This window comes from Nocardia sp. NBC_01329 (assembly GCF_035956715.1).
Taxonomy (GTDB): domain Bacteria; phylum Actinomycetota; class Actinomycetes; order Mycobacteriales; family Mycobacteriaceae; genus Nocardia.
This window is the reverse complement of record NZ_CP108381.1, coordinates 2,992,728-3,018,164: the sequence shown is the minus strand read 5'-3', so window position 1 is coordinate 3,018,164 and position 25,437 is coordinate 2,992,728. Positions and strand designations below refer to the sequence as shown.

The window sequence follows — 25,437 nt, the reverse complement described above, 5'->3', positions numbered from 1 at the left end:
ACATTGCCGCAGCCCGATAGGGCGACGGCAACTCGTCCAGCAGTGTCGAACAAAGGAGTTTATGACATGGCTGAAAACCCTATTTCCGGCGGCGGTCGTGAAGTGGCCACGAGTCCTTACGGGCCCGATGACCAGATCGGCAGGCTCAATCTGATGACTCCGGAATCCCGGGCTGCCGTTGTCAGCAATATCGATGCCACTCAGATGTTCGATCTGTCCGTGGATTACTTCATCGGTATGCCGTCGTGGCAGATGATCGGTGACCCGCCGTATCAGATCTGGATGACGCACACGCCACACGGCAATACCATCGAGGGCCTGCCGACCATTTCGCGAGAGATGACGGAGTACATCAGTTACTCCGGCGACGCGATGATGATGTACACGCACACCGGCACCCACATCGACACCCTCAACCACTACGGCTACAACGGGCGTATCTACAACAATTTCACCGAACAGGAGCATTTGGGCAGCCGGCATTGGGGAGTCTCGGGGGCCGACAAGATGCCGCCTATCGTGGCCCGCGGAATTCTGCTCGACTTCGCCGGCCTGCGTGGCGTCGACATGCTTCCGGATGGTTACGGGATCTCGCCCGATGATGTCGAGGAATGTCTGGCCGGCGCGGGCCTGGAGGTGCGGCCCGGTGACGTCGTTCTGGTCAGAACGGGCCGGATGCGGGAGTGGCCGGACGCCGTGAAATGGGGTGACAACCCGCCCGGGCTGACCCTCCCGGCGGCGGTCCACCTCGCCGAGAAGGGGGCGATGATCGTCGGCTCCGACACGATGTGTGTCGAGCAGGGGCCGTCGAGCGATCCGGACAACTACACGCCGGTTCACACCTATCTTCTCGCGGAGGCGGGTGCGCCCCTGATCGAGGTGCTCAACCTGGAAGAGCTCGCCGCGGCGAAGATCTATGAGTTCGGGTTCTTCGCCGCCTGCCTGCGACTACGTGGAGCGACAGGATCGCCATTGCGTCCGTGGGTGTTTCCGTATCGGAAAGCGTGAGCTCGGTGCGGGCCGTCGCCGCGACACAGATCGAAACAAAGGGTCGAACACAAGAGTCGACCGACCGAGCACATTGAAGGAGATGTTATGCGAGACGCTGTGATCGTGGCGGCCGTCCGGTCCCCCATCGGTAAACGCGGGGGAGTGCTCTCAAAAGTGCACTCTGCGGATTTGTCCGCGCGGGTGCTCGCGGCACTCGCCGAGCGCGCGTCACTGGATCCCGCGGTGGTCGATGACGTGATCTGGGGCTGTGTCAGCCAGGTCGGTGAACAGACATTCGATATCGCACGCACCTCGCTGTTGTCGGCGGGCTGGCCGGAGTCGGTGCCGGGCACAACGGTCGACCGCCAGTGCGGCTCGTCGCAGCAGGCGATCCACTTCGCGGCCGCGGGAGTCATCGCCGGCCACTACGACGTGGCCGTCGCCGGGGGAGTCGAGTCGATGTCGCGAATCCCGATGGGCTCGGCTGCCGGCACCCAGTCCCCGCTCGGCGACCTGTATGCGAAGCGATATGGGAACACCATGCCGAATCAGGGCCTCGGGGCAGAGCAGATCGCCCGCGAGTGGTCGCTCGATCGCGGTCGACTCGACGCCTACTCGGAGCGGTCTCACCATCGCGCCGCGGCAGCCGTGGCCGACGGGGCCTTCGACTCCCAGATCGCCGAGATCGAGACGCCGGACGGTGTGGTGCGTGCTGATGAAGGGGTGCGACCGGATTGCTCGGCCGAGACACTGGCGGGGCTGCGCACCCCGTTCCTCGAGGGCGGTGTCGTGAGCGCCGGCAACAGCTCCCAGATCAGCGACGGTGCAGCTGCGCTGCTGGTTACGACTTCCGAAGTCGCGAAAAAGTATGGTTGGAGTCCGCTCGTGCGGATTCATACAGCCGTGGTGGTCGGGAGCGAGCCGAACATCATGCTCACGGGTCCGATACCCGCGACTGCCAAGGCGCTGACAAGGGCGAACCTGGGAATCGGCGATATCGGTGCGTTCGAGGTGAACGAAGCGTTCGCCTCGGTGACCCTTGCTTGGCAGAGCGAGTACGGGGCACCGGAGGAAGCACTCAATCCACTCGGTGGCGCGATCGCCCTGGGACATCCGCTCGGAGGATCGGGCGCACGCATCGGCACAACCTTGATTCATCACATGAAGGATCGCGGAATCCGCTATGGACTCCAGACGATGTGTGAAGGTGGCGGACAGGCCAACGCGACCATATTCGAGCTCGTCGAATAAGGAGGCGCGGTCGATGCCGGTCATGATCGGATACCACTCGATCATGACCGGGCATCGGGTACTGAAGACGGCCGTGTCGCGGTGAGAGTGGCTCGTCGCACCTGCTCGACGTGACGACCTGCGAGAACGAGGGAAATCGGCAATCGGTTCGGACAGCCGGATTTGTGCGGGTGATATCCTGAATTCGGTCGTTGATGCCGAGTAACGAAGCATCGCGGGGATCTGTCCGAGCGATCACCGCTATCCCGGGGCGATGCAATCGCAGGTGAGAGAATGGTCGACAAGGACCCGTTCGATACACAGCGTGACGGAGGGCCCGACCTGTCGGCGGAACTGCGCGACGCGGGGTTCGAGAACGCAGAGGTGATCGGGCGGGGCGGGTTCGCCGTAGTTTATCGCTGTACTCAGGTCGGTTTGGACCGCACGGTAGCGGTGAAAACGCTGTCGGAGGAGTTCGATCGCGACAATCGGGCGAGATTTCTCCGGGAACAGCGTGCGATGGGCAGGCTCACCGGGCATCCGAATATCGTGGGGGTACTGCAGACCGGGCAGACGGCGTCCGGGTTTCCCTACCTGGTGATGCAATATCACGCGCAGGGATCCCTCGACGCCCGGATCCGCAGAGACGGCCCCCTCTCGGTCGAGGAGGTGCTGCGGATAGGGGTGAAGTTGGCGGCGGCGCTCGAGACCGCGCACCAGGCCGGAATCGTGCATCGTGACGTCAAGCCGGCGAACACACTGTTCACCGATTATGGCGAGCCGGCGTTGACGGACTTCGGCATCGCGCATTTCGCCGGCGGTTTCCGAACCGCTACCGGGACTGTGACGGGATCTCCCGCATTCGTCGCCCCCGAGGTATTGAGTGGTGACCCACCCACCCCAGCCGCAGATGTGTACGGCCTCGGCGCCACGCTCTTCTGTGCGCTGACCGGGCACGCTGCCTTCGAGCGCCGCAGCGGTGAACAGGTGGTGGCTCAATTCCTCCGGGTCACCTCGCAGCCGGTTCCGGATCTGCGGGAGAGCGGTATCCCGGACGACGTCTGCGCGGTCGTCGAGACGACGATGTCGCGTGACCCGCGAGCGCGACCTTCAGCGGAAACACTGGAAGACGAGCTCCGGCGGATTCAGCGCAGCCACAACCTGCCCGTCGACAGGATCATGGTGCGGACCGGAGGAGAAAGTGAAAGACAGTCCGTGACGCCCGCTGCTCGGGTCGCCGCCGGGGCCGAGAGCGAACCGAAGGTTACGTCGAGCAGGGGGAACCTCTCGATAGAAATGACGAACTTCGTGGGACGCCGTACGGAATTGTCCGAGGTCCGGAGCGCACTGAAGACGACTCGCCTCGTGACGTTGACAGGCGTCGGCGGGGTCGGCAAGACACGGCTCGCACTCCGCGCCGCGGCAACGATGCAGCGAGTGTTTCCTGACGGGGTATGGCTGGTCGAGCTCGGCGAACTGCGCGATCCGGCATTGGTGGCCGACCTTGTCGCCGCCACACTCGAGGTGCGTGATCGCCAGTCCGCCAGACCGCTCTACGAGGTGCTCAACGAGTTTCTGGCCCCGCGCAAGATACTGCTGGTGATCGACAACTGTGAGCAGGTAGTCGCAGCGGTGGCCGACCTGGCGCATGATCTCTTGCCGAAGTGCCCTGACCTGCGCATCCTCGCCACCAGCCGCGAACCGATCGGCATTGCCGGCGAATCGGTACTCAGAGTCCCCCCGCTCACAACTCCTGAACCGGACCACACACCGTCCTTGCGGAACGCCTCCCGGTTCGATGCGGTAACCCTGTTCACCGCGCGCGCCGCCCTGGCTCTGCCGGGCTTCGAACTCACCGCGGAAACCAACGGGATCGTCAGCCAGATCTGCGCTCGGTTGGACGGACTGCCGTTGGCTATCGAATTGGCGGCGGCACGACTGCGTACGCTCTCACTCGAGCAGATTCTGCAACGCCTCACCGACCGGTACGCCCTGCTGAGCCGCGGCAGCCGAAGCGCTCCGACACGGCAGCAAACGTTGCGGTGGAGCATCGGCTGGAGCTATGACCTGTGTACCCCTGCCGAGCAAGAGCTGTGGGGTCGTCTGACGGTATTCGCCGGTAGTTTCGAACTCGATGCCGCCGAGGAAGTGTGCGGCGGCGACGGTGTACAGCAAGACGTTCTCGATGCCGTATCCGCCCTGGTGGACAAGTCGATTCTGATTCGTGAGGACGCGCACGGTGCGGTCCGATTCCGGATGCTCGATACAGTGCGGGATTTCGGGCGAGAAAAATTCGAGTCCGCCGGACTGTATGCGAATTTCCGGAGACGACATCGGGACTGGTATCTCCAGTTGGCGCTGGACAGTTCTCGTGAGTGGATCAGTCCTGGCCAGCCCGAATGGGTGGCACGGCTGGGACGGGAATTACCGAATCTGCGCGGCGCGCTGGAGTTCAGCCTGTCCGAGCAGGACGGTGTCGCGCTCCGAATAGCTGCCGCCCTGAACCCTTTCTGGATCTCCCGAGGTCTGTTCTGTGAGGGACGACGATGGCTCGACCGCTCGCTGGCTCAGCCGCGGCATCAGTCGGTTACGGAGCAGGCCAGAGCGCTTCACGCCGTTATCGAGCTGGCCCTGCTGCAGGGCGACTCGGTGGCGGCAGCCCCACGAGTTCAGGAGGCGCGCGCCCTCGACGCGCCGCGGAGCGCGCCGGCGGCTTATGCCTTCGTCGCCGCGGCCGAAGGGTTCGACGCATTCGTCAGCGGTGATCTCGACCATGCACGGACACGTCTGGAAGAAGCTGTCGAGTCGTTCGACGACCATATCGAACTGACGCTGCAGATCGATGTGTTCGGGCTTCTCGGATGGACCCACAACTCGATGGGTCGAAACGACATCGCTGTCACCTATCACGAAAAAGCGCTGGACATTACCGAATCGCACGGCGAATCGATATATCGGTCGTATGCGCTGTGGTCTATGGGAGTAACCCTTTGGTGCTTGGGTGATAGTGATCGAGCGGTGCGCCTTCTCGAAGACGCGCTCCGGCTGACCCAACTGGCGGGCCCTCCCATCATGACAGCGACATGCCTCCAGGCACTGGCCTGGATAGTCGCCGAACAGCACAAACCACGGCGTGCTGCGGTCATGGCCGGAGCGGCCGACGCAGTCAGCGACGCGTTGAGTCGCCCTCTCGTATTCCCCAATCTGTCTGTGTATGCGGAACAGTTCGAGCACAGCGCCCGTCGCCAGCTCGGTAATCGATCATTCGAGGCCGCGTATCGAGAGGGCCGGGCGATGGATGTGAACAACGCGATCGCCTTCGCTCTCGGCGAGCGGGTCGATGCCAAGTTCTCCTCCGCACACGCCTCGACGGATCTGACCAAACGCGAACGCCAGGTTGCCGAGCTGATCGCCGAGGGTTTGACCAATCGGGCCATCGCGGCCCGGCTGGTGCTTTCGCAGCGGACCGTGGGCGGGCACGTCGAACACGTGCTCGCGAAGCTGGGCTTTACCTCGCGGGCACAGATCGCGGCCTGGATCGTGGAGCAGAACCAACCACAGCGCGGGCAACCGCCCACTGCGGGACCACCCGGCAATTGAGCACGGCCGCTTCGGCTGGTCAGGTGAAGACGTGTTCATCCTCTGGCTGGTCATCGGCACCACTGCCGGTTTCGTCGGGATCGGCGTTGACCGAGAAAACCGGAAATCTGTCATCGCGGGGGCGGGGCTGGAAGCGCACCCGGACCGGGCTGCTCCCCGTCGGCGGGACGCGGCCCTCGATCGAGGTATAGACCCACGGCCCTTCGTCGAGTTCGACGATTGCGATGGTCAACGGCCTCGTCGTGCCGCGTCCGCTGATCACGGCGCGGTCCACCACCCGCCACGACTGGATCGAACCGGTGCCGGCGGACGGCACCCATTCGAGGCTGCTGCACGCGCACGACGAGCAGTCGACGGTCAGCGGCGCGAACAGCTTGTCGCATCGTGCGCACCGGCGGATCATCAACCTGTCTTTCACGGTCGGCGAGGCATCGCAGGCCGTGCTGCCTGTTTCGTCCGTATCGGATGGATTCATGGAGACCTCCGCTCGGTGTGTCGGTAGATTTCTCCAGGGTGTGCGGTCCGGGGCCGCTACGCGACGGTCCAATGACCCTCGGGGTACCTGTTTTCGCTACGTGCGGCGAAGCCCGCCACCTCCATCTGACTGCTCGGCTGGTCCTGCAATACGGCTCCGCATGGCCGGCAGCATGATCGCGAGCGCTAGTAACGCCAGACCGGCGGCGGCGGCCGGGACGAGCCCCAGACCGACCGAGTAGGCTCCGCCTCCGACCAGACCTCCGAGTGCCGCGCCGATGTAGACGGAACTGCTGTGCACGGCCATCGCTTGGGACGCCGCTTCGGTGCCTGTGCGGGCGAGCATCATGGATTGGATGCTCGGGGGTACTGCCCATGCGGCTGCCGACCAGATGGTGAGTAGCACGGCGGTCAGCATCACGGGGATCGGCCTGACGATCCAGAGCACCGCAAAGGCCACCATTGCGGCACAGAACACCAGGCTCACGAGGGCGAAGACCAGGCCAGGGGCGTACTTGTCGATCAGGCGACCTGATGCCCGAGTGCCGAGCAGACCGCCGATTCCACAACACACCAGCAGCGCGGCCAGCACCATGGGCGACACACCGGAGAGTCCGGAGAGGAAAGGGGCGATGTAGGTCTGAAAGGCGAGGTTGCCCGCGACGGCCAGTGCCGTGACGACCAGGATCGCCGTGACAGCGCCGTTGAGCAGCGGTCGGACCATGTCGGCAAGCGTTTTGCGCTCGTCGATTGTGTGCGCTTCCTCCTGCGGAAGGGTGCGCGCCAGCAAAAGGAGTGCGGCGATGCCGAGGAAGCCGGCGAATACGAATGTGGCCCGCCAGTCGAGGATGGCTCCGATCCACGTCCCGGCCGGGACACCGAGTAGCACCGCCCCGGTCAGTCCGGTCATCACGGTGGCCAGGTAACGGCCCTGGTGCTGCGGCGGGGCCTCGGCGCTTGCCGCGGCCAGAGCGGTGGGGAGAACCAGGGCGGCGGCCAGAGCGGCGACAACGCGTAGCACCAGGAGAGCGTCGTAGCTGTCGACCAGCAGGACTGCGAAGTTCGCGGCGCCGAAGACGGTGAGCGTTCCGCACAGTGCGCGCCGTCGTGGGATGCGGAGTGGCAGAAGCGCCCATATCGGGGCTGCGAGCGCGTAGGTCAGTGAATACACCGTGACCAGTTGACCGGTGGTGGCCTCGGGCAGCTGGACCGTTTCCGAGATCGCGGGCAGAACGCCGATGATGATGTAGTCGTCTGTTTGCACTGCGAACGCCGCAAGGGCCAAGGAGAGCAGCCAGGCTGGTTGGGATGTGGGCGAGAACCTCATGCCGTAAGGGTAACGTTTGTTTCCTTTATTATGCTGAGCGTATTCCCCGATAGGACGAGGAGGTAGGAGCAGTGCCCAGACCGGCCAGCCCCCAACGCCGACGCGAGGTGACCGATGCTGTCATCGAGCAGCTTGCTGCCACCGGAATCGGGAACTTCTCCCTGCGGACGCTGGCCGAGGGGATGGGCCAGAGCACCCGCGTACTGACCCACCATTTCGCCGACAAAACCACTCTCATCACGGCCGTACTCATCCGGCTCGACGAACGGCAGCACCAGGCGCTTCGGACGACACCCGGCTGGGACGACCCCGCCGTCGAGGTCGGTTCTCTCGTCCGGTCGGCCTGGGAGCGGAACTTCTGCTCGGAAGAGCTGGCCATGACCCGGCTCATCCGGGAGATCGAGGGACTCGCCGCCGCCGGCCGCCTACCGCTGCCCGCGCCGGGATTCATCAGAGGGCGAGCCGAGTTCGTCGCGTCTTGCCTGGTCCGCCGCGGTCTACCCGGAAGCAGGGCACTCGCCCTGGCGACCCTTCTCAACAGTGCCTTCTCGAGTCTCCAAAGCGACTACCTCATCACCGGAGACAAGCAACGGGTAGAGGTCGCGCTTCACGAGCTGTGCGTATGGATCGACGGCTGCGTGCGACAGGTGATCTGAGGCCACCGAACCGACCGTGCCACCGTCGGCGGCGCATCGACCTGCTCTGCATCGACCTGCTCTGCATCGACACCGACATCCACCGAGAGGATGACGGCACAGATCACCGATAGAACTATCGCCGGCGACTCGGCGAGCGTGCTAGCGTTTGCGGCCCCGTGCCGGTTTCTTCCTGGAGGGGGTGGGCTGCCTCGCGGGACGCGGCCGTTTCCCTGAGGCGTGCGGCTTCCGCGGTTCTGGTTCGGTGCCCTTTCCGGCGGGGGATCGGGAGCTGTGTTCCGAGCGGCCGCGCACTACGCCGATGAACTCCTCGACCGAGTCGGTGTTCTGGGCCGGCGGCCAGGCCAGGGCGATTTCGGTGTCGTCCGTGTCGGTCACCGTGCGGTACACGAGGTCGCGCCGGTGGTGCAGGCGGGCGATCGAATGGGGCACGATGGCCACGCCGATTCCGGCGGCGACGAGTTCTATGGCGTCTTTCACGGCGTCGATATCGGCGGTGTCCTGCAGGCGCTCTTCCGCGAGATCGGCCATGCCGACCTCGTCGTACAGTGAAATCTCATGGTCCTTGGGTGCCACAACGACGGGCAACTCCCGGTAGAGCGGGATCGCGTTCATGTCGTCGCGGTCGATCGGCAAACGGACGAAGCACATGTCGACCCGGCCCTCGCGCAGCGCCGACTCCTGGTCGGCCTGGGCAACAGCGACCAGCTCGAGCGGGGTATCCGGGAACCGCCGGCCCCAGATACGCTCCCACTTGGCGACGGTGACGCCCGGCACGAACCCGACCCGCAGCGTGGCAGGGGCGGCGACCGCTGTGGTGCCTGCGTCGTTTTCGGTACGCGCGATGACGTCGTGCGCCTCCCGCAGCAACTCTTTTCCCGCGTCGGTCAGCTGGGTCGGCTGTGCCCCCGGCACGAACAGTTTCGTGCCGAGCTCGGTCTCCAAGTCGATGACCGTATGGCTGAGCTTCTGACGGGAGATGTGCAATGCCCGCGCGGCGCGTGCGAAGTGCAGTTCCTCCGCGACTGCGGCGAACCAGCGCAGGCGCTGCACATCGATCGAGGGAAACCGGCTCATACCGGCAAGCGTATGGCACCGCGGCGTCCGGGCCGCTCGGCGGCCCGATACGCTGTTCCGGTGAGCCTGGACAAGAAACCGCAGATGATGAAGCCGCTGACCGCGGCGAACAAGCTCGGCATCCATCTTCCGGCGGCTCCCGAAGAGTTCCGGAACAACCCGATTTCCCGATCCGAGTTGGATGAGCTCCGGACGAACCCGCCGCAGTGGCTCACCGAGCTGCGCCGCACCGGACCGTTCCCGCGCGACATCGTGGCCCGCAAGCTGGGTGTCTCCAACAGCGGCCTCACCCGAGCAGGAGTCTCCGACTCGCTCACCGCCGACGAGATCGCCGCTTTCCTCGCGGATCCGCCGGAGTGGCTTGTCCGCGAACGCGAAAGCTATGCCGACGTGCGCGCTGAGGGCGAACGGGCCCTTGCCAAGGAGGCCGAACGCCGGGCAGCGACCAACCGGTCGGCGAAGGGCCGCTAGAGGTTGTCCCCGAGGCCGGGTGTGGTCGGGCCGCGCAGTGGTTCGCAGCTCTGTACGGGATCATCAACAGCGTCTTGTCCGGGCGTTACAGTGATTTCACCAACGCAACGACTGTTGTAACGGTGGCTGTCGGTGACCCGACAAGCCGGGCATGACTTTCAATCGCAAACTGCTGCAACAACTTTTGACCCGCGCCGGTGTCATCGCAGCGGTGACCGCCGCTGGGGTGGTCGGGCTCGCGGCACCGTCTACGGCCATTCCGCATGATCCGGGCTTTGCGTTCTTGCCGACCTTGACGCGCCTGATTCCGACCGACTGCTCCGCGATCATCGATGCGGTCACCGTGCGACAGGAGAAGGCCGGCACGTTCGGTGTGCGGGTGAAGGTCACCCAGACCGGGGAGGCCTGCTCGGACTGGAAGGTCGCTGTGCGCTTCAAGAACTTGGACAGCGGGTATGCCGACGGGCAGCAGCACCGCGTGGTGAACGGTGTCGTCCAAGACACGGTGGACGGCGTGATCGTCGGTTTCGGTACGGCGCCGGGTGTCGGCCGGGTGGAGGCTCGGATCGTCGCGCTGGACGCGCAGGACAGGGAGATGGAGCAGATTTCGGGGACTGCGACGTTCACACTGAGCTGAGCGCGGGCCCTGCCGGCAATCCTTCGACCACGAACCGATCCGCTCGAGATGCCCCCTTTGAACTATACGTGCGCAAGTGTGCACATATAGGATACCGTGGGTGGGGCGATTCGGTTCGAGGCGAAGGTGCGTGGAATGCTGGAAGTGTTGGGCCACCAGATGTTCCGGCGATTGTTCACCGCGCAAGTGGTCGCACTGGCCGGGACCGGGTTGCTGACCGTCGCGCTGGGATTGCTGGCCTACGACCGGGCCGGCGCCGAAGCCGGGGCAGTGCTGGGCACCGCGCTGGCGATCAAGATGGTCGCCTACGTCGCGGTGGCGCCGGTTGTCGCCGCGGTCACCGATCGGCTGCCGCGCCGCGCGGTGCTGGTCACCGCCGATATCGTGCGCGCCGCGGTCGCCCTCGGCCTGCCGCTGGTGGATCAGGTGTGGCAGATCTATGTGCTGATCTTCGTATTGCAGGCCGCCTCGGCGACGTTCACACCCGCTTTCCAGTCGATCATCCCCTCGGTGCTGCCCGCCGAGCGCGACTACAGCCGAGCGCTGTCACTGTCGCGGCTGGCCTACGACCTGGAAGCGGTGCTGTCGCCGCTGCTGGCCGCCGTGGCACTGACCGTGATGGGGTACCACTGGTTGTTCCTGGGCACCGTCGCGGGATTCTTCGCCTCCGCGCTGCTCGTCGTGACCACGGCGCTGCCACTCCTCCCGGCGCCGGATCGATCCGTGCCGCTGACGGCTCGTATTGTGGCCGGAGCTCGCGTGATGGGATCGCGGCCGGTGCTGCGCGGGCTGCTGGCGCTGAACCTCGTGGTCGCCGCCGGAACCGGGCTGGTGCTTGTCAACACCGTCGTCTACGTCCGAGACCTTCTCGGCGGCTCCGATACGGGTGTCGCTATCGCCCTGAGCTGCTTCGGCGGCGGGTCGATGCTGGTCGCCCTGGCAATGCCGCGGCTGCTCACCACCGCATCCGACCGCACGGTGATGTTCACCGGTGCCGCCGTCGTACCTGCCGCGCTGGCCGTGGCGACGGTGCTGCTCGCTGTCGAACCGGGCCCCACGGTCAGCTGGTTCGTTCTGGCCCTTGCCTGGCTCACCCTCGGCGCCGCGACCTCCCTGATCAACACCCCCACCGCGCGGCTGCTGCGTTACCGATCCGACGAGCGGGAGCGGGCAGCGGTGTTCACCGCCCAGTTCTCCCTGTCCCACGCCTGCTTCCTGCTCACCTACCCGATCGCCGGGTGGGTCGGCGTCCAGGCCGGTCACGCGATTGCCGCAGCCGTGTCGACCGTTGTGGCTACACTCGCAGCCATCACCGCTGCCCGCCTGTGGCCCGCCGACGAGCAGGTCGCACCCATCCCGGTGGCGGTCGGATGAAAGTGGTGACCCTGATGGCCGAGCGTGCCGACGAGCCTGCGCCCCCCGAGGCCAGTCTCACCCACCCGGTGTCTCCGGACCCCGCGCGCCTCGCCGCCGCCACGGGCGTGTTCCAGATGCTGGCCGACCCGACCCGGTTGCACCTGCTGTGGCTACTCACTCATGGTGAAGCCGACGTCACCGCCCTCGTCGAAGCGTGCGGCGCCTCCCGGACCGCGGTCAGCCAGCACCTGGCCAAACTTCGCTTCATCGGCTTGGTCGACACTCGCAAAGAAGGCCGCCGCGTCGTCTACCGGCTCCACGGTGGACACCTCACTCGCGTGATCCAGGAAGGTCTCAACCACGCCGACCACCTCATCACCGGCGAACCACCACACGAATAACCAGCCTGGAGACTTCGTGGACGAGCCGCGGACGACAGGGTTCATTGGTAGTGTTGCCGTGCCCAATACCGATGCGGCCGTGCGATTCTCGGGAGACCCGACCGCGTCTGTCTTCGTCTCGAATCCGCTCGAGGAGTAGTTGTGAAGAAAAAAATTGTGGCGCTCGTCGCCGCCGCGCTCGCGGTGTCGGGTGCGACATCGGCGCCTGCCGTTGCCGAGCCCGCGGGCCCGGTCGTGCCGAACGCTACGCCGAACGCCGGGTTCCCGCAGGAGTTCAGCTTCATGCAGCGGAGCGACCCGGACCATCCCGCCTGTGTCTACTACAACGAAGTTGCCGCAGGTCGCGGGGACGCCGTCGACGGCTCTACCTGTCGCTCCGATGAATCGCACATCTTCACCAGACTCCTGACCGACGAGAGCTACCTGCGTTTGGAACTCACCGATCATTTCGGGAAATGCCTTATCGGCGACACGTCCACCAACCCGGGCGTGGTGATTGTCGGCTCTTGTGACGACCCCCGGGCCGATTGGATCGCCGGCGGCACCACTGAGCCGCCCCAATGGGCATTCGCTCCACGCTCCAACCACCAGTTGTATCTGCGTGACAATGGCATAGCGTTGGTGCTGCAGAACACCGAAGCCCCGCTCACTACCCCGGGGTACTTCTGGAATCTGATCTGACCTCTACCGATCCACACCACGTCGTTCGGTAATCCCGCACCGCGAAACAGCCTGCCATCCAGGGCATATCGACACAGCGGCCGTGGCCGCTACCGCTCAGGAGATCGTGCGGCGGTGGGTGGTCGATCAGGGCTGCGGATATGCCGGCGGCGAGGGCATCGTCTGCCAGTGGTCGAGGGCGGGCTGGAGGTACTCCATCAGCTCGGGCAGTTGCGGGGCCAGCGTCAGGGTGGCGACGACTCGTAGCATGCCCACAGCGTTGACGAAGCCCAGGACATCCTCGTCCAGCGATCTTGTTCCGTTGCGTTGCGCGCCGCGATTGTAGGCGGATTCGTGCTCCGGTCCGAGACCGGCGAGGTCCCACTCGACGGGCCCCAGCGTGACCAGTTCGAAGTCGGCATAGAGGTCCCCGTCCACCCCGGCGAATATGTTCGCCGGTGGCGAGTCGCCGTGGATGGGCTGAAGGCCGATACCCGGGAACCGAGCCTCGAAAGCCGTTTGTGAGCGCACGAAGGGCTCCAGGATCTGCCACTCGCGGCGAGCGCGGTCCAGCTCGGCCGCACCGATCAGGGTGGGGTGCCGGTCGAGGCCGGCGAGGCTTTCCGCGATGAACTGCGGCTCGGCCGCGGACAGAAATTTCAGGTGGCCCGGGTAGGTACGCAGTGCCACGTGCAGGTCGGCGACGCTTTCGGCGTTCGCCACATAGTCGGGTGCCTCGGTTCGATCTTCCGGGACGAACGACCAGAAAGTCATCGAGAAACCGTCCCGCTGAACGGGCTCCAGCGGCACGAGCGGGCTGGGCGCGATCACCGGGATTCCCCGGCCGGCGAGCCAATGCGTCACATCCAGCTCGTCCTGCTGGCGGCGCGCGAGGGCGACCGTGTCGTCACGGTTCGGCACGACGGTGGGGATCCGGGCCACGACCGGCGAGGGCGTCAGATGGACGACGACGGAGAAGACGTCGTGCAACACCAGGGGGTCGGTGACGGTCAGGCCGAGCTCGCGCCCCGCCGCGACGGCTGCGTCGACGGCGGCGGAGGTACGGCCGGCGCGCTGTTGCGGTGTCAGGAAGGTGGTCATGGCTCCATCGTTGCAGCGCCCGGGACCGTGCCTACTATCTGATCGCGACCACCATTGCGTCGCTGATCGAACGCCACGCCACCCCGGCCTCCAAGAACCCGGCTTCTCTCAGCCGCAGGCAGTGCCAGGCGACCGGGTGCTCCACACCCCCGGTGTGCCGGTCGAAGATCGCACGGCTGCCCGCGTGTTCCTCGGTCAGGCCCGGGTCGAAAGCCACCTTCGCCCACCACTGCTCCCAATCCAGCGCACCCATCGCGCGGGCGCGATCCTGGTGTGCGCTCTGCATGGCCTCGTCGATCGCGTTGAGCATCGGGGTTTCCGGATCGGGCATGTGATCGGCGTTGACGAACACTCCGCCCGGCCGGACCACCTTCGCGAGGTCGGCGTACAGGCGAGCCAATGGTTCGGTTTTCATCCAATGCGTCGACGTCGCGGTCAGGACGGCGTCGAACGGCTCGACCGGCAGGCATTCCGTCCAGCCCGACTCGGCCAGATCGGCCGTCGCGAAGGTGACGCGCGAATCTCCCTCGAACGATCCCCGGGCGATCGCCAGCATCGTCGGGTCGATATCGACCGCGACCGATCTCGCTCCCGGTAGACGGTCGAACAGGTGCCGGCTTATCGTGCCTGTTCCGCAGGCCAGATCGAGAATATGTGGTGTCGGCCCCACCGCGGCCGCTACCAGTTCCGCCATCACGCGGAACCGTTCCTCGCGTTCGGGGAGATAGAACTCCTGCTGCTGATCCCAACTACGCTGCCACAACTCCCAGTTCACAACGCCTCCGTTTCCAGAATCAACCTGAAGGTCTGCCGAACAGCGATCTGCATACCGTGCGGGTGGGGCTGTCGCGCTGTGGCTGCCTCGATCACGGCGGTCGTGCGCGTTACACCACCCGGCGCGAGATCGAACTGGTTCTCGGCAGGGGAGGCTACACACGTTCGGGTCGAACGACTGCCGGAAAGCGTGCCGTTTTCGGCATCGTGTCGATAAAGATCCGACCGACACCGGACGACTCAGCGGCCGCTCCCAGCCACGGTCGCCCCCGACGATGCCCGCCGTTAAAGTGGGGCCGACCACAGACCGCGGCGACCGGGAGAGGACATGCGGTACGGATTCATCTCGCATGTCGTCGGTGACGGTGATTCTGCCGATGTCCTGCGGGACAACATCGACCTCGCCGGGTACGCGGAGGACCTGGGTTTCGATTCCTTCTGGGTCGCGCAGCATCATTTCGGAGCGCAACGCGGGCACTGTCCGTCGCCGCTGGTCCTGCTGGCTGCGATAGCACAGCGAACCGCACGGATCCGCCTGGGTACCGCCGTGGTCGTCGGATCCCTGGAGGATCCGATCCGGTTGGCCGAAGACGCCGCGATGGTCGATTCGCTGAGCTTCGGTCGGCTCGAACTCGGCCTCGGAGCGGGCGCGGACGAGGCGACTTCACGGTTGTTCGGCCGCGACCACGACCAGCGGCACCAGCGGTTCACCGAGACCGTGCATCGACTACGCGAGTTGTTCTCGGCCGGTAGCGACCTGGTCCCGGGCACCCCCGAACTGGCGCACCGACTGTGGATCGGTACCGCCTCCGGTCCGGGATTCGCGCTCGCCGCCGAACTCGACCTCGGGGTGCTCACCGGAAGGACCTCGTCGCCGCGGGGACCCCGCGACGAGATCGCGGCCGGACGGGTCGCCGCGTACCGGGCGGCACAGCTCGCGTCCGCGACGGTCAGTCCGGGGGGATCCGTTGCGGTCGATCCGCAGTGAGGATGTACACGCTGATCACCATCACCCAGGCGGGAAAGACCAACGTCACCCAGAGCCTGAAACTCACGACCACCAGCAGGGTGAGTGACAGCAGGTAGGTGGCGGCAGCCAGCCACCGTGGCATCAGTCCGGTGCGCAGCCAGATAGTCCCCAGGGAGATCATGAACACCCCGGCCATGCGAACCCCGTAGACGTTGTTCACATGCAACATCACCTCACGTCCGAACAAGACGAGGTCGTTATCCGGAACATCGGAGAGCCGGGACACGGCGAGGAGCCCGCCGGCGACTGCCGTCGACACGGACGTCATGGCGAGAAACAGCAGCCCACTACCCAGGAAGACGGTCGAGAAGAATCGGTCTTCGAGATCCCCGAGCCGATCGCGGATGACACCGATGAACCACAGGAATGCGATGCCCGCGAAGGGCGTGAGGATCAGGGCTGCCGTGATCTGCGTCTGGTGGCGTACCTATGGGGCAGCGGCCTCGCCGGGCAGCGCACTACGCAGCAGCACGATGCTGGAGGCGAACAGGACACCGAAGACGACACCGGCGACCGCCGCGGCTCGTGGGGTCCGTAGCGGGTGGAACTCGGTCTCGCTCCGTGCGCCTGCCATGAGATCAGTCTTCGCCGAGGTCGAGCTCGAGGGCAACAGGCCCACCGCGGCCACAACGAACAGGACGCCGCGATCGGTGCCTACATCCACTGGCAAAACCGACACCCGGTCCTTCTGCCCGGAATATTCTGTCCGCCGTCGGCGACACGAGGTCGCATAGGCACGTGGTTTTTCGTTCGACCATAGATACTCGCAGTATTCGATCTGAATCTATTGAGTCGAAGCGTCACGGTTTCCTGCTCACGGTCCGATCAGCTGACATATCGCGTCTGCGGCGATTGAGTCTCTTCGGCTCGGTAGCTGCCCTGGATGGACCACATCGCATGAAGGGTTGATATGAAGAGCGAAAAACGTACCTGGGTCGCAGTGTTGACTGGGACTCTCATAGCCGTCGGTGGTGGGGCGATCGCCGCACCACCCGCCTGGACGCAACCGACGTCGCAGTCACCAGGAGTCGGGGGCGAGGTTCTCCGTGCCGAAGTGTCGCAGCTGGCGTTGTCGGCCCCGGGGCTACCCGGGATCGTACCGGTGGGGTCGACACGCCTCACCTACGCCAGCACCGATACCCATGATGCACCGACTACGGTGGTGGGAACATATCTGGAGCCGCTCCAGCCGTGGACCGGCCCGGGTGAACGCCCGCTGGTGGCGTATGCGGGTGGCACACAGGGGCAAGGCGCCGAATGCGCGCCCTCGGCGATGCTGTCGCAGGTGATCCGATACCAGCCTCCGGCCGATGTGGTCTTCGAATACGACGTCATCGCGATCTATCAACTGCTGTCCCGCGGCATGGCAGTGGTGATGACCGACTATCACGACCTCGGCACACCGGGAATTCACAATTTCCTCAACCGCAAAACGCAAGGCTATGCGGTGCTGGACTCCGCGCGTGCCGCCTTGCGGCTGCCCGGCACCGGCCTCGGTCCGGAGTCGCCGGTCGTACTCTACGGCTACTCCCAAGGCGGCATGGCCTCCGCTGCCGCGGCCGAACTGCAACCGAAGTATGCCCCCGAGCTGAACGTGCGCGGCGCCTACGTGGGCGGGCCCCCGGTGAGCCCGCAGGACTTCATCGCGCGCAGCGACGGCCGCCCCGGCGTCGCACCGGCCATCGCCTGGATTCTCAACGGCATCGCCGCCGACTATCCCGACACCCGTCCGGCGCTCGACGCTGCGCTCAACGACACCGGTAAGGCGATCATGCGCGATTCGATAGGCAAATGCGGCGGCGGCCTCTCCAGCACTTTCGCGCAACCTCAGAACACGTCCCAATGGACCACCAGCGGACAGCCGCTCGCGGTCGTGATCGATGGCTCGCCGGAACTGAAGAAGGCACTCGACGAGCAGCGGCTCGGCGGGTCCGCCCCCTCGGTGCCGGTACGGATCTACTCGGCCAGGAACGATGACGGCCCTGCTCCGTACCCGGCTGTGCACGGTATGGCCTCGAGTTGGTGCAGTGGTGGCGCGGCCGTTCAGCTGGATTCGGACGCCTCGGTGCCCGCCATATCCGCCGGATTTCTGGGCACCCACGATGTGGCCTTCTTCCCGTCACTGTCGACCTCCCAGCAGTGGGTGACCGATCGCCTTGCCGACGTGCCGGCCCCCGTGAACTGCGCGGCCCTGCCTTAGTCTGCGAAGGTATGACGGTGACCCAGTACCCCGATCGGACAGCAGAGGCTGCTGCCACTATCGCGCATCATCAGCTGATCGCATGCGCGTGACTCCATCCCATGCCCGGCCACGGTCGGTCCACGGGCCGATTCGGCCCGGACCGACCGGGCCGAGCGAACCGAGATGCCAGGGCGCGAAGTATCGGAAGCCGCTCCGATCCGTCAGAGCTACCGGCAGCGCCGATATCCTGAATTCCGCCGCGAATCGCAAATTCACCGACGCGCCGATAACGCGCGCTCAGCCACGAACCCGTATGAAACGTGTGGTAGGAACCGCGGCCCCGGTGCGAGAGAATTCGGCGATACCCGTTTTCACCGGCCATACCCGATCGAGTTTGTCGGTTGGATGAACGAGACACACATATGACAATCCTCAGACACGCGAATGTCCGCGATCCCAAACGTTATCTCTGGATTCTGAGCACCGTGGCGCCGGGTTGTGCGCTCTTGCCTGCCCAGCTGGTGAGCTCTACGGGACTGGCGCTGTTCTGGTGGATCGGTCCGATCCTCGTGTTGGTGGTGATCCCGACACTCGACGTAATCGTGGGCAGTGACGGAACCAGCCCGCGAGACGAAGACTATGAAGCGTTGTCCAACGATCGTTATTATCGCTGGTGCACATTCCTTTTCCTGCCCATTCAGTTGATCGGCCTGGCCATCGCGGGATACATGTGGTCCGGCCACGAACTGCAGCTCGTCGACAAACTCGGGCTGACCGCAACGCTGGGAATTGTTTCCGGTATCGGTATCAATGCGGCCCACGAACTCGGTCATCGGGCCGAACATCTCGAACGCCGGCTGGCGAGAATCGCGCTGGCGCAATCCGGTTACGGTCATTTTTTCATCGAGCACAACCGTGGCCATCACGTCCGCGTCGCCACTCCCGAGGACCCGGCAAGCTCCCGCTTCGGCGAGTCGTTGTGGGCGTTCATACCGCGCAGTGTGAGAGGCGGCTTCCGCTCGGCGCTCACGCTGGAAAGGGAACTTCTGTCCCGTAAGGGAAGAAAGTGGTTCAGCCGGGACAACCATCTGTTGCAGGCATGGTCGATGAGCGTCGTCTTGTTCGGTTCGATGATTATCGTCTTCGGTCCCGTCGTCATCCCATTCCTGGCACTGCAGGCCGTGATCGGCATCGGATTGCTCGAGACCGTGAACTACATCGAGCACTACGGTTTGCTACGAGCGCGCCGAGCCGACGGCCGATACGAGCGGTGCTCACCACGCCACAGCTGGAACAGCGACCGTCTGGTCACCAATATCTTCCTTCTCCACCTCCAGCGCCACAGCGACCACCACGCCAACCCCGGCCGCCGCTACCAGACTCTGCGCAGCTCCCAAGAGGCTCCACAGCTGCCGTTCGGTTACGCCACCATGATCCTGATCGCCGCCGTCCCGCCGCTGTGGCGCGCGGTAATGGATCACCGGGTCCTCGCCCACTACGGCGGCGACATCACGCTCGTCAACAGCAAACCTCGAAGGTGACCGCACGGAAACAACGGTGCGCCGATCCGCACGGTCTATCCCCAGGCACGCCGTGTCGCGGGCATATCGGCGTTCCCCGTTCTTTCCGGTACCACGCCGAGTGCCTGGTGGATGCCGAGTCCGCCGTCCTCGAAGCCCAGCGCGGACGCCGCCATATAAAGCCGCCAAATTCGTGCTCGTCCTTCGCCGACGAGTGAAACGGCCTGTTCCCAAGCGCTTTCCAGATTCGCGACCCAATTGCGAAGGGTGAGCGCGTAATGCTCGCGCAGGGCCTCGACATCACGAACTTCGAAACCGGCGCGTTCCATGGCCAGTACGACCTCACCCACATCGACGAGTTCGCCGTCCGGGAAGACATAGCGCCCGACGAAGGAACGATTCTGCATGATGGAGCCGCCCGGCGAGGAGATGGCGTGGTTGAGCAGCCGTCCGCGCGGGCGCAGCAGTGCGCGCAGGGTGTCGAAGTACTGGGCGGCGCGCTCGGAGCCGACGTGTTCGAACATACCGATCGAGGAGATGGCGTCGAACTCTTCGCCGCGCAGGTCCCGATAGTCGGCGAGCCTGATCTCGACACTGCCCGACAGGCCCGCGTCTGCGACTCGCCGGCGGGCGAGCTCTACCTGAGCACTGCTGATAGTGACGCCGACGACCTGCGCCCCATAGGTCGACGCCGCGTGCATCGCCATGGATCCCCAGCCGCATCCCACGTCGAGCAGGCGCGCGGCCTTCTGCTCGGCCAAGCCCAATTTGCGGCAGACCAGGTCGTGCTTCGCGCGCTGGGCCTCCTCCAATGAGCCGCCGTCGTCCGGCACGAACCGCGCGCAGGAGTAGGTCATGCTCGGTCCGAGCACCAGCCGGTAGAAGTCGTTGCCGACGTCGTAGTGATGACTGATCGCCGCCGCGTCGCGACGTTTGGTGTGCAACGGCCCGCGCTGCGGTCGCGCCTCCTCCGGGGGGCGCTGCGGACGGCGACCGAGCGCTCCGAGTTGCCGCGCCGCGGCGATGGCCTGCCAGGCCGCCCCGAGACCGAGGCGGGTGTCGTTCGTCGCGGTCGACTGCAGTGCTCGAAGCATCGTGAAGATATCGCCGTCGAGATCCACTGTGCCGGAGACGAACGCACGCGCCAGGCCGAGTTCCCCGGGCGCCCAGACCAGGTGGCGCAGCGCATCCTCGGATCGCACGCGCATGGTGCCGGAGCTTTCACGGTGGGGTCGGATCGTGCTGCCGTCCCAGAATTCGAACCCCAGCGCAGGGCGCGGGCCCAAGGTGGCACGCAGCAGAGGTTCGAACACGGTCGCGATCGTGGCCTTGTTACCCATCGGACCACTATGGCCCGCGTCGCGCTGCGGGTGTCGCAACGACGCGGGCCATCCTGGCCTGGGGTGCCCGGTTCAGTCCACCAGGGACGGCAGGACCAGATCTCGGTAGCGCTGCTTCATCGTCTCGAGCACTTCCCGGCCGTCGCCGGCCCAGACCGCGGCATTGAAGATCTCGACCTCGACGTCACCGCGGTAACCGGCGGTACGAACCCACCGGCCGATGGTCGCGAAGTCGATGACGCCGTCGCCCATCATGCCGCGCGACAGCAGCGGATCGGCGGTCATCGGGTTCAGCCAGTCACATACCTGATACGAGCTGATCCGCCCGGATGCACCGGCCTGTGCGATCTGTTCTTCCAGGGACGGATCCCACCAGATATGGAAGGTGTCGACCACGACACCCACGGTCTCCGCCGGGTACGGCTGCGCCATCGACAGCGCCTGTGCCAGTGTGGAGATCACCGCGCGGTCGGCACAGAACATCGGATGCAACGGCTCCAGGGCGAGCCGGACACCGCGCTCGGCCGCATACGGGGCCAGCACTGCGAGCCGCTCGTCCACCCGCTCCCGCGCGGCGACGAGGTCCCGGTCCGGTATACCGCCCACCACCATCACCAGTTCCCGGGTGGCCAGTGTCGCCGCGTCGTCGATGGCACGGCGGTTGTCGTCGAGTGCCGCCTGCCCGTCGCCCGGTTCGGTCAGGAAGCCGCCGCGGCAGAGACTGGAGACGCGCAGCCCCGCATCGGCGACGATCTTCGCCGCGGTGGCGGCACCGATCTCGTCGACCCGATCGCGCCACAGTCCGATCGCGCCGAGCCCCGCACGGGCAGCGCCGTCCACCGCCTCGGCGAGGGTCCACCGCTTCGTCGTCGCCGTATTCAGCGACAGCGACCGGTACGGATCGGCCGGATCGAATGGCGCTTGCTGTGCAGCAACCGATGTCATGATGCCGATCCGTTCAGTTCGAGGTAGATCCGCATGCGGTGCGCGGCCAGTTCCGGGTCCGACAGCATTCCGGCTTTGTCCGCGAGCCGGAACAGTTCGGCCAGATGAGGTACGGATCGGCCCGTGGACAGCCCGGCCACCATCGAGAAGCCCGGCTGCTTACCGTTGAGCCACGACAAGAACGCGATACCCGTCTTGTAGTAATACGTCGGTGCGGCGAATATGTGACGTCCGAGTGCCTGTGTGGAGCTGAGTATTTCCGACGCTCGCGCCGCATTGCCGTTGTCGAGTTCCTGTAGTGCGGTGGACGCGGCCGGATAGATCGCCGCGAAGATACCCAGCAGTGCATCCGAATGCCCCTGCTCATCACCGATGATCAGCTCGGGATAGTTGAAATCGTCGCCCGTGTACAGCCGTACCCCATCGGGTAGCGCGCGTCGCAGTGCGATCTCGTGTGCTGCGTCGAGCAGTGAGACCTTGACTCCGTCGATCTTCGATCTGTTGTTCTCGATGAGGTCGCGGAACGTCTCGGTGGCCGTATCGATATCGGTGCTGCCCCAATATCCGTGCAGCGCCGGATCGAACATGGCTCCGAGCCAGTGCAGGATCACCGGCCGATCCACACCGGCCAGCAATTTCTCGTAGACGTACAGGTAGTCGGCGGCCGACCGGGCGACCTGTACGAGTACCCGTGAGGCCATCAAGATCACCTGTGCTCCGGCGTCGGTCACCACGTCGATCTGCTCGCGATACGCCTCGACGATCCTGTCGAGTCCGGCCGTTCCGGAGAGGAGTCCGGCGGGGTCGAGCTGATCGGTTCCTGCTCCGCAGGCGAGCCTGCCACCGACCGATGCCGCCTCTGCGCCGGATCGCCGGATCAGTTCCGCGCTGGCTTGCCAGTCGAGGCCCATTCCGCGCTGTGCGGTGTCCATGGCATCGGCGACACCGAGCCCGTAGGACCACAATTCGCGCCGGTAGGCCAGCGTCGCGTCCCAGTCGACAGCTGCGGGCGCACCCGGCGTGTTGTCCGCCGTCGCACGCGGAACGACATGCGCGGCAGCGAAGGCCACGCGCGAGGTGATCGGTCGCGCCGGCCGCGTCCACGCACCCGGCCCGCCGAGAACGTACGGTTCGAACCGGCCGTCGATGGGCAGCACGACCGACACACCGGTGGACGTCGTCGTCATAGCGTGACCTCCGGAATCTCGATCCGACGGCCTTCGGCGGAGCTGCGCAGTCCCAGTTCGGCCAGCTGCACACCGCGTGCGGCGGAGAGCAGCCCGTAGCGGTGCGGCCGTTCGTTCACCACGTCGGTGAGGAACTCCTCCCACTGCAATTTGAATCCGTTGTCCAGATCGGTGTTCGCGGGCACTTCCAACCATTGGTCACGGAACGGCTCGGTGACCGGGAGATCCGGATTCCAGACCGGTTTGGGCGTATGCGAGCGATGCTGCGCAACACACTTGCGCAGGCCGGCGACGGCAGAGCCGTGCGTTCCGTCGATCTGGAACTCGACGAGTTCGTCGCGGTACACGCGCACCGCCCACGACGAGTTGATCTGTGCGACTACGCCGTTCTCCATCTCGAAGATCCCGTAGGCGGCATCGTCGGCGGTGGCCGGATACGGCTTCCCCTGTTCGTCCCATCGAGTGGGGATATGGGTTGTCGCTTTCGCGGTCACTGCCTCGACCTTGCCGAGCAGGCCCTCGAGCACGTAGTTCCAGTGACAGAACATATCGACGACGATGCCGCCGCCGTCCTCGGCCCGGTAGTTCCAGCTGGGCCGCTGGGCGGGTTGGCCGTCGCCCTCGAAGACCCAGTATCCGAATTCGCCGCGCAGCGAAAGGATCCGGCCGAAGAAGCCCTCGTCGACGAGCCTGCGCAACTTCACCAGGCCGGGCAGGTAGAGCTTGTCGTGAACGACTCCCGCGGTGACGCCGGCGTCGGCGGCCACGCGCGCGAGCTCGACTGCCTCGACCAGCGTTTCGGCGGTCGGCTTCTCGGTGAAGATGTGTTTACCCGCCTTCATCGCCGCGGCGAGCGCTTCGGCGCGGCGCGAGGTGACCTGGGCGTCGAAGTAGATATCGATGGACGGATCCGCGATGACGGCGGCGGCGTCGGTGCTCCATTCGGCGATGCCGTGTTGTTCGGCGAGTTCGGCGAGTGCGCCGGCATTGCGGCCGACCAGGATGGGCTCCACCGGAACGCGGGTGCCGTCCGCGAGCAGCAGCCCACCGCCGTCGCGGATCGGCAGGATCGATCGCATCAGATGCTGGCGGTAGCCCATGCGACCCGTGACGCCGTTCATGGCGATGCGGAGCGTGCGTGGGGGAGTGGAATCGGGCATTGGTATGTGCCTCTTCTGATTTGCGTGGCAGACGACCGCAGAATGGGTCGTGGACGGTGCGGTTGGACCCGCACGCGGCGAGTGGACAAGGCAGCGTCGGAATGCGCTTTCCAAGCTATGCTAGTCGCGAAGTCCGGTCAACCCCGCGCGTATCGATGGAACGAGGAACGAGGCCATGGCGGCTGTGAGATTGCAAGACGTCGCAACCCGGGCGGGCGTCTCCCAGGCGACCGCCTCCCGCGTGCTCAACGGCTCGGCACGGGTTCCCGGCGAAGGCGTCGCCGATCGGGTTCGCGCCGCCGCCGCCGAATTGGGGTATGTGGCAAACGCCCAGGCCCAGGCCCTCGCACGGTCGTCGACCGGACTCATCGGGCTCGTCGTGCACGATATTGCCGACCCCTACTTCTCCTCGATCGTGCAGGGTGTCCAGGCGGCGGCGCGCAGGGCGGGGAAGCTCGTCCTGCTGGCCAGTACGCAACGCGATTTCGATATCGAACGCGAATCCGTGAGCACCTTCATCTCGCACCGCGCCGATGCCATCATCCTGGCGGGTTCGCGCCAGAGCGGGGATCTCGACCGCGATCTCGAGAAGGAATGCGCGCGGTATCTGGACAACAGCGGCAAGGTGGTCGTGATAGGGCAGCCGCTGACCTTCGGTGCCGCCGTGGAGCCCGAAAATCATTCGGCGTCAGCGGAATTGGCGTATGCCTTGCTCGCGCAGGGGCACCGGGATTTCGCCGTCATCGGCGGACCGGGCAATATCAGGACCGCTGTCGACCGGCGCAACGGCTTCGTCGAAGCCCTCGCGACCCGAGGCGTGACGCCGCTCGTGGAGATCGCGGGGGACTTCTCCCGTGACGGTGGATTCAGCGCCGCTCGTCGCCTCTCTGCCGCGTTGGATCTGCGTCCCGGGCAGGTCGGCAATGTCGCGCCCTGCGTATTCGCTGTGAGCGATGTGATGGCGATCGGGGCTATCGCGGCGTGGCGTGCGCGCGGCCTCGCGGTCCCCGACGATGTCTGTGTCGCCGGGTTCGACGATATCCCGACGCTGCGTGACCATGTACCCGGCCTGTCGACGGTGGCGCTGTCGCTGGTCGATATCGGCGAACGCGCCGTCGCGCTCGCGCTCGACGACTCCGCGACGGCCGCGCATGTCCACGAATTCGTGCCCGGCCGCGTGATCCTGCGCGAAAGTAGCGTTTTGCGGCAGGTCTGACCTGCGAGAATTCGAAACCCTTGACACTGTGGGTCCGGTCACACTAGCCTCGGTCCCAGCTTCGGAAAGCGCATTCCCAGCGGGTGCAGTGCGAACCCCGCTC

The 25,437-nt window shown here is 65.6% G+C and carries 22 protein-coding genes and 1 pseudogene; 13 read left to right on the top strand and 10 right to left on the bottom strand.

All coding sequences use genetic code 11. The annotated features are described in order from the left end of the window. The first annotated feature begins 3 nt into the window (after positions 1-3). From OG405_RS13700 to OG405_RS13690, 3 genes are all read left to right on the top strand, one after another. Positions 4-1,008, top strand: a complete 1,005-nt coding sequence (locus OG405_RS13700) for a cyclase family protein (RefSeq protein WP_327152011.1) — start codon at positions 4-6, stop codon at positions 1,006-1,008. 87 nt (positions 1,009-1,095) lie between these two features. Further along, the gene (locus OG405_RS13695; protein WP_327152010.1) at positions 1,096-2,241 is read left to right on the top strand and encodes a thiolase family protein; all 1,146 of its coding nucleotides are present in this window, start codon (positions 1,096-1,098) and stop codon (positions 2,239-2,241) included. A 273-nt stretch (positions 2,242-2,514) separates the two neighbouring features. Further along, positions 2,515-5,820, top strand: a complete 3,306-nt coding sequence (locus OG405_RS13690; protein ID WP_327152009.1) for a protein kinase domain-containing protein — start codon at positions 2,515-2,517, stop codon at positions 5,818-5,820. Positions 5,821-5,839: 19 nt separating this feature from the next. Here the strand turns inward: OG405_RS13690 and OG405_RS13685 are convergent, their stop codons facing one another. Further along, complete coding sequence (locus tag OG405_RS13685; protein ID WP_327152008.1) at positions 5,840-6,295, bottom strand: Zn-ribbon domain-containing OB-fold protein; 456 nt, start codon at positions 6,293-6,295, stop codon at positions 5,840-5,842. Positions 6,296-6,391: 96 nt separating this feature from the next. Then, positions 6,392-7,621: an MFS transporter gene (locus OG405_RS13680; protein ID WP_327152007.1), complete on the bottom strand. Its 1,230-nt coding sequence runs from the start codon at positions 7,619-7,621 to the stop codon at positions 6,392-6,394. Between the two features lie 71 nt (positions 7,622-7,692). On the opposite strand from OG405_RS13680, the gene OG405_RS13675 reads away from it, so the two are divergent. Continuing rightward, positions 7,693-8,277 (top strand): TetR/AcrR family transcriptional regulator, encoded by a 585-nt coding sequence (locus tag OG405_RS13675; RefSeq protein WP_327152006.1) that lies wholly within the window; start codon positions 7,693-7,695, stop codon positions 8,275-8,277. Positions 8,278-8,418: 141 nt separating this feature from the next. Here the strand turns inward: OG405_RS13675 and OG405_RS13670 are convergent, their stop codons facing one another. Next, positions 8,419-9,354, bottom strand: a complete 936-nt coding sequence (locus OG405_RS13670; protein ID WP_327152005.1) for a LysR family transcriptional regulator — start codon at positions 9,352-9,354, stop codon at positions 8,419-8,421. Between the two features lie 60 nt (positions 9,355-9,414). On the opposite strand from OG405_RS13670, the gene OG405_RS13665 reads away from it, so the two are divergent. The 5 genes from OG405_RS13665 (at position 9,415) to OG405_RS13645 (ending at position 12,900) form a co-directional block, all read left to right on the top strand. Then, the gene (locus OG405_RS13665) at positions 9,415-9,825 is read left to right on the top strand and encodes a DUF5997 family protein (protein WP_327152004.1); all 411 of its coding nucleotides are present in this window, start codon (positions 9,415-9,417) and stop codon (positions 9,823-9,825) included. Positions 9,826-9,976: 151 nt separating this feature from the next. Next, the gene (locus OG405_RS13660) at positions 9,977-10,462 is read left to right on the top strand and encodes a hypothetical protein (RefSeq protein WP_327152003.1); all 486 of its coding nucleotides are present in this window, start codon (positions 9,977-9,979) and stop codon (positions 10,460-10,462) included. A gap of 135 nt (positions 10,463-10,597) precedes the next feature. Beyond that, complete coding sequence (locus tag OG405_RS13655; RefSeq protein WP_327152002.1) at positions 10,598-11,836, top strand: MFS transporter; 1,239 nt, start codon at positions 10,598-10,600, stop codon at positions 11,834-11,836. Next, positions 11,833-12,219 carry an ArsR/SmtB family transcription factor gene (locus OG405_RS13650; RefSeq protein ID WP_327152001.1) on the top strand — a complete coding sequence of 129 codons (387 nt, stop codon included), beginning with the start codon at positions 11,833-11,835 and terminating at the stop codon, positions 12,217-12,219. The genes OG405_RS13655 and OG405_RS13650 overlap by 4 nt, the downstream gene beginning before the upstream one ends. A 141-nt stretch (positions 12,220-12,360) precedes the next feature. Next, positions 12,361-12,900: a hypothetical protein gene (locus tag OG405_RS13645; protein WP_327152000.1), complete on the top strand. Its 540-nt coding sequence runs from the start codon at positions 12,361-12,363 to the stop codon at positions 12,898-12,900. Between the two features lie 126 nt (positions 12,901-13,026). On the opposite strand, the gene OG405_RS13640 is transcribed toward OG405_RS13645, so the two are convergent. Further along, positions 13,027-13,980: a phosphotransferase gene (locus OG405_RS13640; protein ID WP_327151999.1), complete on the bottom strand. Its 954-nt coding sequence runs from the start codon at positions 13,978-13,980 to the stop codon at positions 13,027-13,029. Positions 13,981-14,014: 34 nt separating this feature from the next. Next, positions 14,015-14,755 carry a class I SAM-dependent methyltransferase gene (locus OG405_RS13635; RefSeq protein ID WP_327151998.1) on the bottom strand — a complete coding sequence of 247 codons (741 nt, stop codon included), beginning with the start codon at positions 14,753-14,755 and terminating at the stop codon, positions 14,015-14,017. 327 nt (positions 14,756-15,082) lie between these two features. Between OG405_RS13635 and OG405_RS13630 the strand changes: the two genes are divergently transcribed. Next, positions 15,083-15,742 (top strand): LLM class flavin-dependent oxidoreductase, encoded by a 660-nt coding sequence (locus OG405_RS13630; protein ID WP_327151997.1) that lies wholly within the window; start codon positions 15,083-15,085, stop codon positions 15,740-15,742. On the opposite strand, the pseudogene OG405_RS13625 reads toward OG405_RS13630, so the two are convergent. Then, positions 15,705-16,358 (bottom strand): annotated as a pseudogene (locus OG405_RS13625) (hypothetical protein). The gene OG405_RS13630 and the pseudogene OG405_RS13625 overlap by 38 nt on opposite strands. A 528-nt stretch (positions 16,359-16,886) precedes the next feature. On the opposite strand from OG405_RS13625, the gene OG405_RS13620 reads away from it, so the two are divergent. Continuing rightward, on the top strand, positions 16,887-17,984 hold the full coding sequence (locus OG405_RS13620) for a lipase family protein (protein ID WP_327151996.1): 1,098 nt from the start codon (positions 16,887-16,889) through the stop codon (positions 17,982-17,984). 404 nt (positions 17,985-18,388) lie between these two features. Next, on the top strand, positions 18,389-19,507 hold the full coding sequence (locus OG405_RS13615) for an alkane 1-monooxygenase (RefSeq protein ID WP_327151995.1): 1,119 nt from the start codon (positions 18,389-18,391) through the stop codon (positions 19,505-19,507). Between the two features lie 35 nt (positions 19,508-19,542). Here the strand turns inward: OG405_RS13615 and OG405_RS13610 are convergent, their stop codons facing one another. The 4 genes from OG405_RS13610 to OG405_RS13595 form a co-directional block, all read right to left on the bottom strand. After that, positions 19,543-20,826 (bottom strand): cyclopropane-fatty-acyl-phospholipid synthase family protein, encoded by a 1,284-nt coding sequence (locus tag OG405_RS13610; RefSeq protein WP_327151994.1) that lies wholly within the window; start codon positions 20,824-20,826, stop codon positions 19,543-19,545. Positions 20,827-20,898: 72 nt separating this feature from the next. Then, complete coding sequence (locus OG405_RS13605) at positions 20,899-21,771, bottom strand: sugar phosphate isomerase/epimerase family protein (protein ID WP_327151993.1); 873 nt, start codon at positions 21,769-21,771, stop codon at positions 20,899-20,901. Beyond that, the gene (locus tag OG405_RS13600) at positions 21,768-22,958 is read right to left on the bottom strand and encodes a dihydrodipicolinate synthase family protein (RefSeq protein WP_327151992.1); all 1,191 of its coding nucleotides are present in this window, start codon (positions 22,956-22,958) and stop codon (positions 21,768-21,770) included. The genes OG405_RS13605 and OG405_RS13600 overlap by 4 nt, the downstream gene beginning before the upstream one ends. Continuing rightward, positions 22,955-24,118: a Gfo/Idh/MocA family protein gene (locus OG405_RS13595; RefSeq protein WP_327151991.1), complete on the bottom strand. Its 1,164-nt coding sequence runs from the start codon at positions 24,116-24,118 to the stop codon at positions 22,955-22,957. Before OG405_RS13595 ends, OG405_RS13600 begins: the two co-directional genes overlap by 4 nt. A gap of 175 nt (positions 24,119-24,293) precedes the next feature. On the opposite strand from OG405_RS13595, the gene OG405_RS13590 reads away from it, so the two are divergent. Beyond that, the gene (locus OG405_RS13590) at positions 24,294-25,334 is read left to right on the top strand and encodes a LacI family DNA-binding transcriptional regulator (protein ID WP_327151990.1); all 1,041 of its coding nucleotides are present in this window, start codon (positions 24,294-24,296) and stop codon (positions 25,332-25,334) included. Positions 25,335-25,437: the final 103 nt, after the last annotated feature.

What these genes read in the sequence shown, in the direction of transcription:
- OG405_RS13695 (WP_327152010.1), top strand. Translation starts at nt 1,096, where the DNA reads ATGCGAGACGCTGTGATCGTGGCGGCCGTCCGGTCCCCCATCGGTAAA.
- OG405_RS13690 (WP_327152009.1), top strand. Translation starts at nt 2,515, where the DNA reads ATGGTCGACAAGGACCCGTTCGATACACAGCGTGACGGAGGGCCCGAC.
- OG405_RS13685 (WP_327152008.1), bottom strand. Translation starts at nt 6,295, where the DNA reads ATGAATCCATCCGATACGGACGAAACAGGCAGCACGGCCTGCGATGCC.
- OG405_RS13680 (WP_327152007.1), bottom strand. Translation starts at nt 7,621, where the DNA reads ATGAGGTTCTCGCCCACATCCCAACCAGCCTGGCTGCTCTCCTTGGCC.
- OG405_RS13670 (WP_327152005.1), bottom strand. Translation starts at nt 9,354, where the DNA reads ATGAGCCGGTTTCCCTCGATCGATGTGCAGCGCCTGCGCTGGTTCGCC.
- OG405_RS13660 (WP_327152003.1), top strand. Translation starts at nt 9,977, where the DNA reads ATGACTTTCAATCGCAAACTGCTGCAACAACTTTTGACCCGCGCCGGT.
- OG405_RS13655 (WP_327152002.1), top strand. Translation starts at nt 10,598, where the DNA reads ATGCTGGAAGTGTTGGGCCACCAGATGTTCCGGCGATTGTTCACCGCG.
- OG405_RS13650 (WP_327152001.1), top strand. Translation starts at nt 11,833, where the DNA reads ATGAAAGTGGTGACCCTGATGGCCGAGCGTGCCGACGAGCCTGCGCCC.
- OG405_RS13640 (WP_327151999.1), bottom strand. Translation starts at nt 13,980, where the DNA reads ATGACCACCTTCCTGACACCGCAACAGCGCGCCGGCCGTACCTCCGCC.
- OG405_RS13630 (WP_327151997.1), top strand. Translation starts at nt 15,083, where the DNA reads ATGCGGTACGGATTCATCTCGCATGTCGTCGGTGACGGTGATTCTGCC.
- OG405_RS13615 (WP_327151995.1), top strand. Translation starts at nt 18,389, where the DNA reads ATGACAATCCTCAGACACGCGAATGTCCGCGATCCCAAACGTTATCTC.
- OG405_RS13610 (WP_327151994.1), bottom strand. Translation starts at nt 20,826, where the DNA reads ATGGGTAACAAGGCCACGATCGCGACCGTGTTCGAACCTCTGCTGCGT.
- OG405_RS13605 (WP_327151993.1), bottom strand. Translation starts at nt 21,771, where the DNA reads ATGACATCGGTTGCTGCACAGCAAGCGCCATTCGATCCGGCCGATCCG.
- OG405_RS13600 (WP_327151992.1), bottom strand. Translation starts at nt 22,958, where the DNA reads ATGACGACGACGTCCACCGGTGTGTCGGTCGTGCTGCCCATCGACGGC.
- OG405_RS13595 (WP_327151991.1), bottom strand. Translation starts at nt 24,118, where the DNA reads ATGCCCGATTCCACTCCCCCACGCACGCTCCGCATCGCCATGAACGGC.
- OG405_RS13590 (WP_327151990.1), top strand. Translation starts at nt 24,294, where the DNA reads ATGGCGGCTGTGAGATTGCAAGACGTCGCAACCCGGGCGGGCGTCTCC.